The 15,962-nt window shown below is 37.9% G+C and carries 15 protein-coding genes and 3 pseudogenes; 12 read left to right on the forward strand and 6 right to left on the reverse strand.

Annotated features, from left to right (window positions below; translation table 11 throughout):
• The 6 genes and pseudogenes from AVJ19_RS08910 to AVJ19_RS08930 all read left to right on the forward strand — a co-directional run.
• A pseudogene (locus AVJ19_RS08910) lies at positions 1–2,113 on the forward strand (hypothetical protein); the annotation flags it as partial.
• Complete coding sequence (locus AVJ19_RS08915; RefSeq protein WP_111859386.1) at positions 2,113–2,445, forward strand: hypothetical protein; 333 nt, start codon at positions 2,113–2,115, stop codon at positions 2,443–2,445. The pseudogene AVJ19_RS08910 and the gene AVJ19_RS08915, both read left to right, overlap by 1 nt.
• Positions 2,445–3,092 (forward strand): hypothetical protein, encoded by a 648-nt coding sequence (locus AVJ19_RS08920; RefSeq protein WP_111859387.1) that lies wholly within the window; start codon positions 2,445–2,447, stop codon positions 3,090–3,092. Before AVJ19_RS08915 ends, AVJ19_RS08920 begins: the two co-directional genes overlap by 1 nt.
• Positions 3,093–3,100: 8 nt before the next feature.
• Positions 3,101–3,262, forward strand: a complete 162-nt coding sequence (locus tag AVJ19_RS22005; RefSeq protein WP_162626573.1) for a hypothetical protein — start codon at positions 3,101–3,103, stop codon at positions 3,260–3,262.
• Between the two features lie 15 nt (positions 3,263–3,277).
• The gene (locus AVJ19_RS08925) at positions 3,278–3,634 is read left to right on the forward strand and encodes a hypothetical protein (protein ID WP_111859388.1); all 357 of its coding nucleotides are present in this window, start codon (positions 3,278–3,280) and stop codon (positions 3,632–3,634) included.
• Positions 3,631–4,380, forward strand: a complete 750-nt coding sequence (locus tag AVJ19_RS08930) for an N-acetylmuramoyl-L-alanine amidase (protein ID WP_111859389.1) — start codon at positions 3,631–3,633, stop codon at positions 4,378–4,380. The genes AVJ19_RS08925 and AVJ19_RS08930 overlap by 4 nt, the downstream gene beginning before the upstream one ends.
• Positions 4,381–4,404: 24 nt before the next feature.
• Here AVJ19_RS08930 and AVJ19_RS08935 read toward each other — a convergent pair whose 3' ends face one another.
• Positions 4,405–4,770 (reverse strand): hypothetical protein, encoded by a 366-nt coding sequence (locus tag AVJ19_RS08935; RefSeq protein ID WP_111859390.1) that lies wholly within the window; start codon positions 4,768–4,770, stop codon positions 4,405–4,407.
• A gap of 552 nt (positions 4,771–5,322) precedes the next feature.
• On the opposite strand from AVJ19_RS08935, the pseudogene AVJ19_RS08940 reads away from it, so the two are divergent.
• A pseudogene (locus tag AVJ19_RS08940) lies at positions 5,323–5,967 on the forward strand (hypothetical protein).
• A gap of 42 nt (positions 5,968–6,009) precedes the next feature.
• On the opposite strand, the gene AVJ19_RS08945 reads toward AVJ19_RS08940, so the two are convergent.
• Together AVJ19_RS08945 and AVJ19_RS08950 are read right to left on the reverse strand one after the other, a co-directional pair.
• Positions 6,010–7,197, reverse strand: a complete 1,188-nt coding sequence (locus AVJ19_RS08945) for an MFS transporter (protein ID WP_111859391.1) — start codon at positions 7,195–7,197, stop codon at positions 6,010–6,012.
• 18 nt (positions 7,198–7,215) lie between these two features.
• The gene (locus AVJ19_RS08950; protein ID WP_111859392.1) at positions 7,216–7,647 is read right to left on the reverse strand and encodes a RidA family protein; all 432 of its coding nucleotides are present in this window, start codon (positions 7,645–7,647) and stop codon (positions 7,216–7,218) included.
• An 89-nt stretch (positions 7,648–7,736) separates the two neighbouring features.
• On the opposite strand from AVJ19_RS08950, the gene soxR reads away from it, so the two are divergent.
• Positions 7,737–8,222 (forward strand): redox-sensitive transcriptional activator SoxR, encoded by a 486-nt coding sequence (gene soxR / locus AVJ19_RS08955; RefSeq protein WP_111859393.1) that lies wholly within the window; start codon positions 7,737–7,739, stop codon positions 8,220–8,222.
• A 4-nt stretch (positions 8,223–8,226) separates the two neighbouring features.
• On the opposite strand, the gene AVJ19_RS08960 is transcribed toward soxR, so the two are convergent.
• Both AVJ19_RS08960 and AVJ19_RS08965 read right to left on the reverse strand, forming a co-directional pair.
• Complete coding sequence (locus AVJ19_RS08960; RefSeq protein ID WP_228203335.1) at positions 8,227–9,084, reverse strand: LD-carboxypeptidase; 858 nt, start codon at positions 9,082–9,084, stop codon at positions 8,227–8,229.
• Between the two features lie 3 nt (positions 9,085–9,087).
• Positions 9,088–10,021 (reverse strand): annotated as a pseudogene (locus AVJ19_RS08965) (DMT family transporter).
• A gap of 886 nt (positions 10,022–10,907) precedes the next feature.
• Between AVJ19_RS08965 and AVJ19_RS08970 the strand changes: the two are divergent.
• The 4 genes from AVJ19_RS08970 to AVJ19_RS08985 all read left to right on the forward strand — a co-directional run bounded on the left by AVJ19_RS08970 (position 10,908) and on the right by AVJ19_RS08985 (position 15,425).
• Positions 10,908–12,035, forward strand: coding sequence for a Re/Si-specific NAD(P)(+) transhydrogenase subunit alpha (locus AVJ19_RS08970; RefSeq protein WP_111859394.1), 1,128 nt, complete (start codon positions 10,908–10,910; stop codon positions 12,033–12,035).
• 11 nt (positions 12,036–12,046) lie between these two features.
• Positions 12,047–12,367: a proton-translocating transhydrogenase family protein gene (locus AVJ19_RS08975; RefSeq protein ID WP_068973100.1), complete on the forward strand. Its 321-nt coding sequence runs from the start codon at positions 12,047–12,049 to the stop codon at positions 12,365–12,367.
• 3 nt (positions 12,368–12,370) lie between these two features.
• A complete protein-coding gene (locus AVJ19_RS08980; RefSeq protein ID WP_111859395.1) occupies positions 12,371–13,825 on the forward strand; it encodes an NAD(P)(+) transhydrogenase (Re/Si-specific) subunit beta in 1,455 nt (484 codons plus the stop codon).
• 388 nt (positions 13,826–14,213) lie between these two features.
• Positions 14,214–15,425, forward strand: a complete 1,212-nt coding sequence (locus tag AVJ19_RS08985; RefSeq protein ID WP_162626574.1) for an ammonium transporter — start codon at positions 14,214–14,216, stop codon at positions 15,423–15,425.
• 47 nt (positions 15,426–15,472) lie between these two features.
• Here the strand turns inward: AVJ19_RS08985 and rsfS are convergent, their stop codons facing one another.
• Positions 15,473–15,874, reverse strand: a complete 402-nt coding sequence (gene rsfS / locus AVJ19_RS08990) for a ribosome silencing factor (protein ID WP_111859397.1) — start codon at positions 15,872–15,874, stop codon at positions 15,473–15,475.
• Positions 15,875–15,962: the final 88 nt, after the last annotated feature.

The raw sequence follows: 15,962 nt of genomic DNA on the forward strand, positions 1-15,962 counted from the left end.
GGCAAATACAACTGCAGGTACCGCAAAAAATACGGCAGATGCAGCAAATGCAGCAGCTTCAAATGCGGGTAAAACAGCAAATGATGCAAAGGACTCTGCAACGACTGCTTTGACCAATGCTGCAACTGCGCTCAGTAAAGCAACAGCAGCTGCGGATCAATCCAGTGCTAATGCGAAAGACATTACATCAATCAATGCACAACTTACAGATAAAGCCAGTGCAGGAGCTTTGTCAGAGTTGCAAGCAGATGTGAAAGAAATTGATGGTGTAGTGACTGCCAATGCACAAAAGCTAGATGGGGTTTATGCACAGATTTCACCTGTAACTGCGGATTCAACTGAGCTGACAGTTGATAGCTCATCAAATCAAGCAGGATCTTGGACTTTACAAAGTGCATTTGCTGAAGGTGATCTAGTTTTAAGTCAACGCATTGATACTGTGTCTGCTTCTGTTGCCACTAGTGCTGCATTAATACAGTCAGAAACGACAGCACGTGCAGATGGTGATAGCGCCAATGCTCAGGCATTGAATCTTTATAAAGTCAGTAATGATTCAGCACTTGCCGCTGTATCTGAAAAAGTGAATGTTAATACAACTGATAATGCTGCGAATGCTTCAAAAATTACAGCATTAGATAGCCGTTTAGTTGTTGCTGAATCAGATGCAAGTACAGCAAAAACCAATGCAGCGACTGCGGTGAGCAAAGCTGAAACAGCAGTGACTCAGGCTGGATCAGCAGTGTCTACAGCAAACCAAGCGACCGCCACAGCTCAAGCTGCGGACTCTTTAGCGAAGTCTGCAAATACAACCGCAGGTATCGCAAAAAACACAGCAGATGCAGCAAATACGGCAGCTTCAAATGCAGGTAAAACTGCCAATGATGCGAAGGATTCTGCAATAACTGCTTTGACCAATGCTGCAACTGCATTAACCAAAGCGAATGCAGCAGCAACAGAATCAAGCGCAAATGCATCAAAAATTGATTCATTAACTGTTGATTTGGCAGGTAAAGCCAGTGCAGGCGCTTTAGACTCTGTGAAAACAGATGTGAAAAATCAAGGAGATAAAATAACTGCAAATACAGAGCGCTTGAATGGTGTGTATGCAAAAGTTACACCAGTAACTTCCGATACAACAAAGCTAACTGCAGATAGTAGCACTGTGGATGCTGGCTCATGGACACTACAATCAGCTTTCGCTGAAAGTGATTTGGCTTTAAGTCAGCGCATTGATATTACGCAAGCGCAAGTGAATGACAATAAAGCTGCAATTGTGACTGAGCAAACAGCACGAGTTGATGCAGATTCAGCCATTGGTCAGCGTATTGATGTTGTGCAGTCTGATTTTCAAAACAATAAATCTGTTGTTGATAGTCAGATCAAGACCCTATCAGATGCGCAATCAGCACAGTCGAGTCGAATTGATACGGTTCAAGCATCTACTGCAACAGCTCAAACGACTGCAAATGATGCGTTATCCAAAGCAAATACGGCAAATACCAATCTTGCGACTGTACAGACCAAAGTTGATGCGGTCACAACTGCACAATCTGCGACGGCTTCAAAAGTTGATACGATTCAGTCAACTGTGAATGGAAATACAGCAAGTATTCAAGCTCAACAAACATCAATCAATGGCTTGACTGCACGGGCAACATTGAAGTTGCAATCGGGTAATTTGATTGGTGGTGTGGGTATTGAAAATGACAGCAAAACTGTTGATTTCATCATCCAAGCCAATAAGTTTGCAATTGGTGCACCCAGTGGCGTTTCAGGTGTTTCTAATGCTTATGCATTTATTTACCAATCTACAGCATCAACTTTGCCGAATGGTACGATTATTCCAAAAGGTCTTTATTTGGATGATGCGTATATTGGATCAATCAATGCTAATAAAATTCACGCTGATAGCTTAAGTGCAATCAGTGCGAAACTTGGCACGATTTACTCCGATAACTATGTGCAAAACAAATCAGGTTGGGCAATTAGCAGTAAAACGGGAACATTTGAAATGAATAGCTCAACAAGTCAAAGTCAAACACAAGTGTCTGGTAATGGTTTAAGAGTGATTGATAGTAATGGTGTTGTGCGAATTGAAATCGGAGAGTGGTAATGCTGAAGATTAGAGATGAGCAAGGACGTTTAGTGCTTGATGATCAAATGTTGGTTGGGAGGTATTTAACAAGTTTGGAAATCGCTTGGAATGATAAAAGTGAACATCAGGTGGTACATGAAGGCTTTTCGAAAGGAAAGCCTTTTTTTCAGATCTACAATCCGAATTCGCATTACTTAAATTGTTATAGCTCAGTTTTTGGTAATCACTCATATATTGATATTCAATTTTCAGGAAATACAGCTGTATGCAAGCAAATTTTTGCAGATGGCGTGGGGGATTCATTTGTCGATATGAAGAAAAACATTGTGATCTATTTTGGAATTTATTGATGGCGATTAAGTTTTTTATTAAATCAAAAAATGGCAATGCTTTGATTGATGACACATATCGAACTCTTTCATTAACTTCGGTAAGAACAATAGCACAAAGCAATAACATTGAAATTAAGCGTAATAGCTTTTCAGTTTTGGCTTTGTCATGTCAAACCGAAGGCGTGATGATGCTTGGTGCAAGTTATGCGAATGGTTTTTCTTGGAAGTCGCTCGATCACTATACAACCAAAGGTGAGCTGAAAATTTATGAGTTTAGTGATGTTGAAGTTTTAAGAGATCCTGTTGGCATCAATATTCGAAACTCGCTTGGTGTTCTTGTTTTTTCATCAAAATTAAAGCCACTGCGGGTTGTACATCATCAAAGTGGTGTGATTAAAGATGTTTGGCAAGATGAGGTTTTATATGAAGCCAATCTTGATCCTTCTCGAAAATATGCAGTTGTTTTAGGAAATCTACCATTTAGTTTGTCTGTTAGTCGTGATGTGGTGTATGCGCGAGCCTTGACAATCACGACACAAGATAACGGTTATACAAAAGTGCAATTTAAACAATTTAGCTATGAAGCACAAACCGGTGCAGTCCGAGGAAATATTGCTGTTTCAGGTTTTTACAGCTTTCAGATTATTGATGTCACAACCTATTAAGAGGTCATATGAATGCAATTTTATTAAATGAGCACAGCAGATTGATGCGTGAAATGATGATGTATGCAATGAAAGACAGTATGGCTGAAAAACTGCAAGTCGGGCCTGTCTGTCAAGTCTTCGAGCTTGGTAATGCTTGGTTGTTGCACTGTAGTTATTTATTTTTTTAAAAGGGGTGCACAGCCATGGCTGAAAATGAAACATATGGGTTAAGAGTCGAAAAAAAGATTGATGCAATGCAATCTGATATTCGAACTTTATCAGATCACGTAACGCGGCTGACTTTTATTAATGAAGCACACAAATCAGCAAGTGAAGAAAACAGAAAAGATATTGATTCAATTGATCTTAAAGTTTCAGCACTTGAGCATAAATCGTCGATGCAAGACGGTGGCATTTCAGTCATTAAAATTATTTTAGGTTTATTCGCTGGATCTATTATTTCTGCATGTATTTGGGTTGGATCATCAATCATTCAAATGAATCAAGAGTTATCTCTTTTTAAAGAAAAAGTCGCAAGACTTGAGGAAGTTAGTAAATGAAATTAATCAATGAAAACCCATGGCAATATTTGTCAGTAAAGCTCCCGATGTTGGGGGCTTTTTTATTGCTTGTTGTTATTCCAGCGCTGCAGTGGGCGCTGGATTATCAGTTGGTCCCGGATAAGTATGAAGTGGTAATTATAGGTACGGTTCTGCCACTTTTGACATGGATTGGTCGCAAGATTGCACAGCCGAATTTGCACAATGTAAATCAATTTGTCACAGTGACAGCAGGACACTCGAATGTAGATCCGGGAGCAGTCAACGGAAAATTTAAAGAAGCTGAACTTGTTACAAAGTTCCGTAATGCGGTTGCTCATTATTTAAAAGAAGCAAACATTGCAATTAAAACAGACGGTGTTGGTACTGATAACCAAAATTTGAATACAGCAATTAAGTTGATTAAAGGTTCTGATGTTGCAATTGAATTTCACATGAATGCAGCAGCAAATAAGTCAGCGTATGGCATTGAAACCATTGCACTACCAAAAGATAAAAAATTAGCTCAGGATTTATCAAAAGTTGTGGCCAAAGCTTTTAATTCTAAATTGCGTGGTGATGAAGGTTGGATTGATCAAAGTCAGTCGGCTCGTGGAAAATTAGGATTTATCAGCAATGGCGGCTTAATCGTTGAACTTGGTTTTATTTCAAATGAAGCTGAGTTGAAAACGTTTAATGAAAAATATTGGTTGGCTGCACGTGATGTTGCTGATGTTTTGATTAAATATAAGAAAGCACTCAATTGAGTGCTTTCTTATAAAAAGTAACAATTAGTTATTTTCAGATTCTTCGATTGCTTTACGAATTTTATCATTTTGTTTACAAATATGCTTGTGGAATATGACAGCCTCAAGCTCATCATCTTCATTTTTGATATTTTCAATAGCTAATAATAATTTATCTATTGCGTAAAACATTGTCTTAAATTCGTAATCGAAATATGAGTTATCATAAATAGACTTTTGATCGATAACAGCTTTTAGTTTCTGAAAATTTTCTTTATGTGATTTTAATAGGCTTTTAGCTAAATCTGTATCTACACCCGGTTCTTTAAAAATTGCACTTCCTGATTTCTCTAAGACATATAAAGATTCAGGACCAATAGTTTCAATTGCGATTTTAGATGTTGAAAACATGATTATTCTCATTAAGTATATATGGTTCATTTTATATACTGTCTGTAAGGGATAAGTCAATAAGACTTAATCGTGTCAAAATCATGTCAATAAAAAAGCCACTTTATAAAAGTGGCTGATTTATTTAAGGAATTTTGGTGGAGATGGCGGGAGTTGAACCCTCATCTGAGTTCGTCCAGTAAAGTTGTCCAGTTTTATGCTTTATGTTTTGATTGCAACTAAATTGCAAACATAGAATTTTAAAAAAATATAAGACATTGAATTATAATTATTATTTTTGTTTTTAAGTCCAATCCATCATCGGTGCAACCGAAATGCGAGGCTGTAAAGATTGGAGATCAGACATAACATAACCCAAAAGGAGCAAAACGAGAGCGCAAATTATACGTGTTTTAGCACAAAATCTACAGTGCTGTGATGAAGTGCAATTTTTGCAAAAAATGTCATGATTGTGTTTTATTAATTTTTAATAAAATTAAATATTTAAACTTGAGCCACAGCTTAAACTTCAGTAATGTAATTTGATAAATACAGAGAATGGAGTGATAAATCATGTTGGTTTTAGAGGAAACTTACAAAAGTAAGAAAGCACAAAATTCAGACCAATTTAATTTAAGAATTCATCGAGGGTTGAGTTGGCTAAAACAAGCTATATTATTAGATGAAAGTTTAGATTTAAAATTTATCAGTCTATGGATTGCATTCAATGCTATTTATGCACAAGATGGTGATGAAATCAAAGATCGACAACAGTTTAGACAATTTTTATTAGAACTTTGTCAGGCAGATGCTGAACATAAGATTTATCATTTAATTTGGACTAAGTACAGCCATGCGATACGGATTTTGCTTGATAATCCTTATACGTTTCAACCATTTTGAGACTATCAAAACCAGAAAATAAGTCAACAAGATTGGAAAACTAGCTTCGAGAAAGATAAAAATAAAGTACATCGTGCCTTACAACAAAAAGACAGTGTAGAAGTGTTATATGTGATTTTTAATCGTCTCTATACCTTGCGTAATCAAATTATGCATGGTGGTTCAACTTATAACAGTTCAGTAAATCGTGCACAGATCCAAGATGGGTGTAATATTTTAACGGCTTTGTTGCCTGCGTTTATGCATATTTTATTGGAAAATGAAAAAATTATAGATTTAGGAAAACCTTTTTATCCTGTAGTACAAGTATCTTAGGTTATAAAAAATCCCTCAAAACTTGAGGGATTTTGATTGATTCTAAGCTTGAATTTTATTTAAAAATAACCGATCTAAGAGTGCAAAAAAGGCTGAACCAAAAACTAAACATAAACCTACGATACAAGTCATCGTCCAACCACCATGATGCCAAGCATACACACCGAGTGCTGAACCGCATGCACCACCTGTAAAATAAGCAGTCATATAAATTGAATTAATACGAGATTTTGCATCAGGACGTAAACGGAAAATAATATTTTGATTACTGCTATGCACAATGGCTAAACCCAAGCTAATCACACCATAACCGATGATATAACTGATCAGTGATGTACCACCAAAATATAAAAAACCCCAACTACAGGCTAAAATTATCACACCGATTAACGTTAAACTGTTGGTATAACCTTTGTCCGCAATTTTACCGATTTTTGTGGTGCTGAGTGCGCCAAAGACACCAATAAGGGTTGCAACACCCACCATAACATCAGGCAACTCAAAAGGTTTTGATGTGAGTAAAACAGCAATGGTAGAGAATAAAATACTCATGGCAGCAAAGGCAAAACCACCAATCAACGAACGGTACACCAAGCGCTTTTCTTGCACAATTAAAGTCGCCATCGACTGAAATATTTTGCCATAACTCATTTTAAATGTTGGCACAGCAGGTAAACGTGTCAGTAATAAAAATGCTAAAATTAACATTAAAATTGCACTAACAGCATAGATGACTTTCCAGTGGAATAAGTTAGAAAGTAAGCCTGCCAAACTGGTTGAAAGCAATAAACCGACCAATAAGCCACTCATCAAAAAGCCAACCACTTCGCCTGTTTTTTCAGGTTTGACAGCCATAGTTGCCAGTGGAATCAAGACTTGTGCAGCGACAGAAAATAATCCTGCAATGACTGTACCGACCCAAAGCATGGGTAAGTTCACAGCAAAGGCGCAGAGCAATAAGCCGATTGAAGCAAAAAACATCAGTAAAGGAATAAACTTGGTTTTATTGACAATATCACCCACAGGTACAATCAATAATAACCCTAAAGCATAGGAGACTTGTGCAAAGGTCACAGTCAAAGCCACTTGTGACTCAGGAACTTGAAAATATTGTTGAATTGAATGTACCAAAGGTTGGCAATAATAATTCACACCTGCACATAAACCGCAGGCGATCGCCATTAGCCACAATAATGCTTTATTTTGGCTAATATCGAGTTGAGGTTGCATAAAAGCTCCGCATGGGTTTTATAAACAATAGGCTGTAGCTTCGATTTCAATCTGCATGGCAGGCAGTGCCAAACAAGGGACAGGAATTAGCGTACATGCAGGAAAAGCATGATTTTTCCATAAATGCTGCATTTCTTGAATTAAACTTTGATGTTTCTTTGCAGAATGATCGACAACTAAAATTCGCAAAATGGCGATATCACGTAATGTTGCATCAACATCAGCCAAAGCAAGCTGTAAATTTGCAAAAGCCTGATGAGTTTGCACCGTAAAATCACTGGACAGTTGACCTTGTGGATTTTCACCACCTTGACCTGAAATGTGCAGAATTCTTAAGAAATGTTTCACTTCAGCGATGTGACTATACGCAAATGCACGTGGATTATAAAGTGTGTTTGGGTTAATGAGATTAAAGGCTTGAATGCTTGAGAGAGAGGATTTTGAATTCATGATGTTGAACCATCTTGGCTTGAATTTTTGATTTTGCTAGTATCAAAGCTCAAGTTAACTTTAGGTCAAGCCTTTGAAGAGAAATTTTGATGGAAAATAATGATATTCATACGTGGCTAAGCATTGGTGAGTTGGCAGAACGTAGTGGGGTGAGTGTGCCTACTGTTCGCTTCTATGAAGAAAAGCAATTAATTTGGAGTACACGCACACAAGGGAATCAACGGCGTTACCAACGTGCCATGCTTAGACGAATCGCCATTATCAAAGTTGCGCAGCAAGTGGGGATTAGTCTGCAACAAGTCAACGAGGCATTTTCAGTCTTACCCAAACAGCAAATTGCTAGCAAAAAAGATTGGGCAAAAATGTCGAAAAAATGGCAAGCACAACTTGATCAGCAGATCATTACCTTATTGCAATTACGTAACCAATTGGATAAATGCATTGGTTGTGGTTGCTTGTCATTAAAGCAATGTCCACTACGCAATCCCGATGATCAATTTGCGGAACAATCTTCAGGTGCACATTTTCAAAGTGTTTTATTGTCTTTACTCGAAAATGATGATGCTGAGCTTTAGATGCTCAGTTGAGTATCGATAATACTGCCATTTTTACCCACCCAAATGGACGATTATGTTCACCATGTCCAAACCAGTCACATTGATATAATGGAATATTTAACGCTTCAAGATGCTCATTGATAATTTGCATCAAACTATGTGGCACATTTTTTTGTGGACAATGATAAAACTCACCAAGAATCACTGCTTTGAGCAAAGATGTATCTATACTTTGTAACAGCTGAACCAAACAACGCTCAATGCGATAATAAGGCTCACTCACATCTTCAAGCAGTAAAATAGAGGGTTGCTTAAGTTCTAAATGATAAGGTGTACCTTGTAAGCTACATAAAACTGTCAGATTTCCCCCCAAAACTTGTGCAGCACTGATATTGAAATCGTGTGCAAAACGATTCACAGGCGATAAAGCATAATTTTGTGTGGTTTGTGCATTTAATAATGCAATCGTTTTTAAAGCATCAGTAGAAAGTGGAGCATTGTCTAAGTTTTTACAGGCAATTTCTTGAAAGACAGGGGCATGTATAGCATAACCACCATGCATCGCAACATAATTCAACAAAACCGTACTGTCAGAATAGCCAATAATCGGTTTATTTAACATCCATTTGCCTAATTCGGGCAATAACATCGCTGCACCTGTACCACCACGTGCACACCAAATTGCATCGATCGTTGGATCTTCACAAGCTTTTTGTAAATCTTGAATACGCTGCTGCGTGTTACCTGCTAAATAACGATATTGTCCAAATACATGTTCAGCAAGACTGACTTGATGACCTAAACGTTGCAACTTTTCTTGTGCAAGTTCAATCTTTTCAACATCTACACACGCACTTGGCGCTACAATTTGAAAATGCATAATTTACCTAGATGATTGAGCAAGTTTCTTTTTTGACAAGGTAATCATCATGACACCAATGATATTCAAGATGCAACCTAGCCATTGAATTGTATTCATATGCTCGCCCAATAAAGCAACAGCCAAAATAATGGTCAGAATCGGTCCAATAGACCCGATCATTGCAGACTGTGCTGCCCCCAAACGGGAAATACTTTGTGCAATTAAAATAGTGGGGAGAACTGTGACCAATAATCCCAAAGCGATGCCATACCAAATAATTTCATTCGGTAATTGGGTGAGTAAAGTCAAAGGTTGCGGTGTTACGATCAGAAAATGAGTTAATGTACCGATACAGGCGATGCTCAAAGCTAAACCTGTATAGTTCCACGAGCCAAAACGCACGATTAAACGAGGTGTTAATAACAGATATGCAGCAAAACTGATGGCACTTGCAAAGACCAAACTAACACCAAGCCAAAAATTTCCCTCATGTGGGACAGTGCTTTGTTCTTGCAACATCACAATCACAGTTCCGCCATAACTCAAAGCGATCGCAAAAATACTTTTAAAACTCAGTTTTTGCTTATAAATAGCACAAGAGGCTAAAACGGTTAAAGTTGGATATAAAAATAAAATGATCCTTTCTAAAGATGCGCTGATGTACATCAAACCTGAAAAGTCTAACCAACTGGAAAAATAATAGCCAAGTAAACCTGCAAAGACCAACAAGCCCCAATCTTTCATTGCAATATTTTGGCTATGTTTACGGTTCAACCAACACAGCAGCAAAAAAAATGGCAAAGCACTTGCCATACGTAGCGCCATGAGCACCGTACCATCAACTAAAGGAGATAAGGCATAGGCTTGTTATGAAAATTGCTTTGGTGCTAAACAGGAATGCTGCCCCTAAAGCAAACAAGGAGCCCCATTGCACGCTAGATAAAGAAAGTTTCATAGAGTGACCATTACACAAGAAAGAATGCGCTGAGCATGTTTGTATTTGAGTATAAATGTTCTTAATTTAGAGATGAAATGCAAAAAAAGAATTAATTTCATCACAATATGGAATGTAAAATTCCTTGAATTGTCATGTTTCAGCTTTAAGCTCAAGAAATACTGGTTTTACGTGACTTAACAGAGAAAAAGTAGTCTGCCGCAAAAACGCACTAAAAATGTGCATATTATGCCAAAGTGTTTCAATAATGCTATTTAGTCATCATTTGGCAAAATGGCGAATAAAAAAATTAAAAAAAAATTTGTATTTTAAATTGTGGTAAAAATAGCCGATTTGAGATATTTCACCCAAGTACTTTTATTTATTAATGAAATTAAAAAAAGTAATGATAAAATTCTTGCATAATTGACCAGTTTTGTATGAAATTAAGTCAATAAAATGAGAGAGATAACACGCTAAAATTGTCAGAAAGGCGAATTTAGAAAATTATGTAGATAAAAAGCTTGTTTTCTAAATAAATATCTAAAAGTGATTAAGATGAATTTTATAGGTCTAAGTGTAGCAAAAGCCAATTTTATGTTGCTGTTGAATCTGACACTTGGTATTTAAAGTCATCATAATCGACACAAAATATTCTATTTTTAATTTTTTGATTGAAAAACGCACTAAAATACAGCAAGCATTATTAAGCTAAGTAAATATTCAATATGTTTTAAATTTATAAAAGTGAATCATGAGTTCAAAATAATCACATTTATTAAATAAATATTGGGTAGTATTTTAAAAAAGTTCAATTAGAATCCAAAAATTAGAAGAAAACGCATCCTAGGGGGAGACATCGTTCACACGATGTTTACTTGAAGAAAAATTAGCTTGAGGAACGCTCATGCAGATCGGAATCCCAACCGAAACTGTCGTCGGAGAAAGTCGTGTAGCTGCTACACCTGAGACAGTAAAAAAGTTGATCAGTGCTGGTCATAACGTAATCATTGAACGTGGAGCAGGTGTTAGAGCCGCTTATATTGACAGTGCTTATGAACAGGTCGGTGCAAAAATTACGGATGATGCCTATACAGGCAGTCAATTGATTTTGAAAGTTCGTGCACCTAAAGGTGAGGAAATTCAGAAACTTGCTCCTAATACAACTATTGTTGCAATGTTTGATCCATACCGTAACCCTGACCTTGACCAATTTGCATTACAACAAGTGTCTGCATTTGCGCTAGAGCTTTTGCCACGTACATTGTCACGTGCGCAAAACATGGATGTCTTGTCATCACAAGCCAACCTTGCAGGTTATAAGTCAGTGTTGTTAGCTGCTGCGGAATATCAACGTATGTTCCCGATGTTAATGACAGCGGCAGGGACTGTAAAACCTGCACGTGTCGTGATCATGGGTGTTGGTGTTGCTGGTCTGCAAGCAATTGCAACAGCGAAACGTTTGGGTGCTGTCGTTGAAGCAACAGATTTACGTCCAACTGCACGTGACCAAGTGGAATCACTTGGTGGTAAGTGGCTAGATGTACCAATGTCTGATGAAGAAAAACAAAAAGCCGCTGATGCTGCAAAAAATGGTTATGGTTGGATGCCGGGTGAAGAATATATCCGTGATCAAGCCATCATCGTGGATAAAGCTGTGTCGAATGCAGACATCGTGATTACTACGGCATTATTGCCAGGTCGTGATGCACCTCGTTTAATCAAGGCTGAAACTGTTGCCAAAATGAAACCAGGTTCAATCATCCTTGATATGGCGGTTGAGTCAGGTGGTAATGTTGAAGGTTCTAAGTGTGGTGAAAATGTGGTGACTGACAATGGTGTAACCATTTTAGGTATTCCAAATATCCCTGCGACTGTGTCTACAGAAGCATCTGCACTATATGCACGTAACGTGTTTAATTTCGTTGATACTTTATTTGATCAAGATAAAAACTTTAAATTGAATCAAGAAGACGAAATTCAAAAAGCACTTCTGGTAACTCATGGCGGTCAAGTACTGCTCAAGCGTGGTTAAGGAGAGTCATCATGGTTGAAACTATTACTATTTTCGTCTTAGCCATCTTTGTTGGTTACTATGTGGTTTGGGGTGTAACACCTGCATTACATACACCATTGATGGCAGTAACGAATGCATTGTCTTCGATCATTATTGTCGGTGCAATGATTCAAACTGTGGGTATTCCAGGTGTTGTGGATGCCAATGTACAGTTCCAAGATATTAATGTTGTAAGTGTACTTGGTGCAGTTGCAGTGTTTTTGGCAAGTATTAACATTTTTGGTGGCTTCGCAGTGACTGCGCGTATGCTTGAAATGTTTAAGCCTAAGCAAAAGAAAAAAGAGGGCTAATGAATGGAATTTATTCGTGAAAATGCGGACTGGTTCTACCTGATTGGTGCTGTCCTCTTTATTATGACTTTGCGTGGTTTGTCTGGTCCTAAAACTGCGATTCAAGGTAACCGTTATGGTATGGTCGCAATGGCGATCGCTGTAATCACGACGTTCTTTGTTGCAGATCATCCAGTGATTTGGATGATTGGTGGGGCAATGGTACTAGGTGCAGTCGTGGGTATTGCCCGTGCTCGTACAGTACCAATGACACAAATGCCTGAAACTGTTGCATTAATGCACTCATTGGTGGGTTTGGCTGCGGTTTTGATTGCGATTGCTGCGATTCTGCATAACAACCAATTAACAGCTCTATTTGCACAAAATGAAGCAGCTTTAACAGCAGCAGGTGTACAACATGCGCACATGAGCAATGTTCATTTATTTGAATTGTTCGTGGGTTGTTTTGTTGGTGCGATCACGTTTACAGCATCCGTATTTGCTTATGGTAAATTGGCTGCGAAAAAGTGGGCAAAAACGATTTCAGGTGCATGGGTTAAACCTGTACAAGCGATCATCTTCATTGCAATGTTAGTCTGTGGTGTATATTTCTTCACGACAGGTAATATGCAAGCATTCTGGGCGATGACTGCACTTGCATTAGTATTTGGTTGGGTTTGGATTGCACCTGTTGGTGGTGGTGATATGCCAGTTGTGGTATCACTTCTCAACTCATTCTCTGGTTGGGCTGCGGCAGGTATTGGTTTTACGCTTGAAAACAACATGTTGATTGTTGCGGGTTCGCTTGTTGGTTCATCAGGTGCGATTCTGTCTTACATTATGTGTAAAGCCATGAACCGTTCAATCATCAACGTATTGTTTGGTGGTGCGATGGGTGGTGCGGCTGCACCGACTGCAGGTGCTGGTGAGCAAGTTCAACGTAACCATCGTTCAGGTTCTGCGGATGATGCTGGCTTCTTGATGTCAAATGCGGACAGCGTTGTGATTGTACCGGGTTATGGTATGGCGCAAGGTCGTGCACAAAATGCCGTAAAAGAATTGGCAAATACATTGAAAGAACAAGGTGTAACGGTACGCTTTGCGATTCACCCTGTAGCAGGTCGTATGCCTGGTCACATGAATGTATTGCTTGCTGAAGCTGATGTGCCGTATGAAGACATTTTGGAAATGGATGAAATCAACTCAGATTTCCCTGCGACAGATGTAGTACTTGTGATTGGTGCGAATGATGTTGTTAACCCTGCAGCAAAAGATGATCCAAGCTCTCCAATTTATGGTATGCCGATCCTTGAAGCACATAAAGCACGTACGATTATGGTGATCAAACGCTCTATGGCGACAGGTTATGCTGGCTTAGATAATGACTTGTTCTATAACGATAAAACAATGATGATCTTCGGTGATGCGAAGAAAGTTGTGGAAGATATGACTAAAGCGATTAATGGCGGTGGTCACTAAGTGTAGCTTCTAAAAGTCTCTCTTTTGTGAGAGGGATTCAGAAATCAAAACCACCTTCGGGTGGTTTTTTAATATCCTATAAATAAATGATATGCATGTAGCACATTTACTGATTTTGAAAGGATTAGATAAAATTTATTGCTCTAAATGTATCTATTATTTGGGTTTTATGAGAAATTAAAAAAGTGATGAATGTCTGATAATGAAATTAATATGTGAAATGTTTTAATTAAGTAAAAGTCATTTGCTAAACTATGGTAAATTTCAATTAAATAGATTGTTTGAAAAATAATAAAAATGTACGAAATCTTAAATTAGTGTGGTTAAGGTCGGGGCATCCAAAAAATAGGATGAGTAACTTGGGGGTATGTTGGGTTGGGCATCATTTATGAAACGATTTTTTCTGTGTTTTCTACTACTTTTAAGCTCAACATTAAGTCATAGTTTAACCACTGTATCGCCAACAGGTTTTAATGCGTTCAATACTTTGTCTGACTTGTCCTTGATTGTTTTAGGCACGCTATTTTTACTCATGACACAGGTGGGTTTTGCTGTGCTTGAGGGGGGCTATATTAAAAATTCTAAGGCGATGTATAACTTGGGGATAAGTTATTTGTCAGCTTTATTGGGAAATACTTTATATCTTATTTTTTGTTTTATCTTGGTTTTTTGGGGTGTTTTAGAAACAGAGAATAATAATCATTATATAGGTTTGTATTGGTGGCAGTGGCAGATTTTTATTTTCTATATTTTAATGTCTTCAACGATCACCACCATTGTTGGCAGAATTATTCCAATTAATTTGTCCTCTAAAGTGTACTGGGTCGTAGGATTAATAGTCTCAGGTATTATATTTCCAATTTTGAGTGTTTCTGTTTGGGGGGATATTTTATTTGATCGGCATTGGCTTAAGGATTTAGGCTTCACTGATTATGCTGGTGCTACAGTGATTCATTCTTTTGCTGCATGGATTGTGCTAGCGGGTTATTTGGTGTTTTGGCAGCACCATCAAGAACATCCAAAGGAAACGTATTATATTTTTCAAGAGCAAAAAGTTCTGATTTTTTCTTTGGCTGGTTTTGTTTTATGGTTGGCTTGGTCATGTTTGAATGTAGCATTTATTACAGGAATGGTCATTGATATCACAACCGTCTTAATTAATATTATTGCTGTGGTGACGGGTGTTTGTATTGCGATGTTAGTTGCTGCTTTTATTGATGCAAAATATATAAAACGAGATATTTTGATTAAAGCACTGTTTGGTGGTTTGGTTGCAATCACTGCAAGTTGTGGTTTGATTAGTGGATACATGGCGTTTATTGTGGGGTTGGTTGCTGCAGGCATGACATTGGTATTGCCAACATTATTGCGACCTTGGATTCGGATTCGTAGTGTTGCTGATGTGTTGGTGATCCATGGTTGTTGCGGGGTTTGGGGAACTTTAGCAGTATTGATGAATCAGTTTGAGCATCATCCAATTGGAGTGAGTTTGAAATTTCAACTTTTAGGCATCGTGTTTACATTTATTTTGGGTTTTGGTGTGATGTATTGGGTGTTTCGATGGATTGCATTTCATTCTAATTGGATGAATACGGAATAAAAAAGCGATCACTGTGGACCGCTTTTGTTTTTATATATCTAGGATATTTATGCCACGTGTTCAGGTGTGGTGCGCCATAAGCTTTCAAGATCATAGAATTTACGTGCTGTTGGTAGCATAACATGCACAACAATCAATCCAAGATCAATTAAAATCCATTCAGCATCACGTTCACCTTCGACACCGATCGGGCGAAAGCCTGCTTTACGTGCTTCTTCAGCAACATTGTCAGCAAGTGCTTTAACATGACGTGTTGATGTGCCGCTTGCAATCACAAGGGCATCTGCAACATTGCTAATGCTGCTAACGTCAAGTTCAAGAATATCTTTGGCTTTTACATCTAGTAGAGCTTCGTGTACAACTTTTAAGCAAGTTTGTACATCTTGTTTGTGAGAATTCATTGCAAGTTCAAGAGAATTAGAAGCGCTGGGCGATGGTTCTAAATTCATGGTAAGGTATATTTTCCAGACAATTACTCATCCTCTAATATAACGCTTTTGTCTCATAAATTCAAATTTATACGCCCAATCATTGTGG

The sequence above is a fragment of the Acinetobacter sp. CFCC 10889 genome, assembly GCF_003268395.1.
In the GTDB taxonomy this organism is placed as follows: Bacteria; Pseudomonadota; Gammaproteobacteria; order Pseudomonadales; family Moraxellaceae; genus Acinetobacter.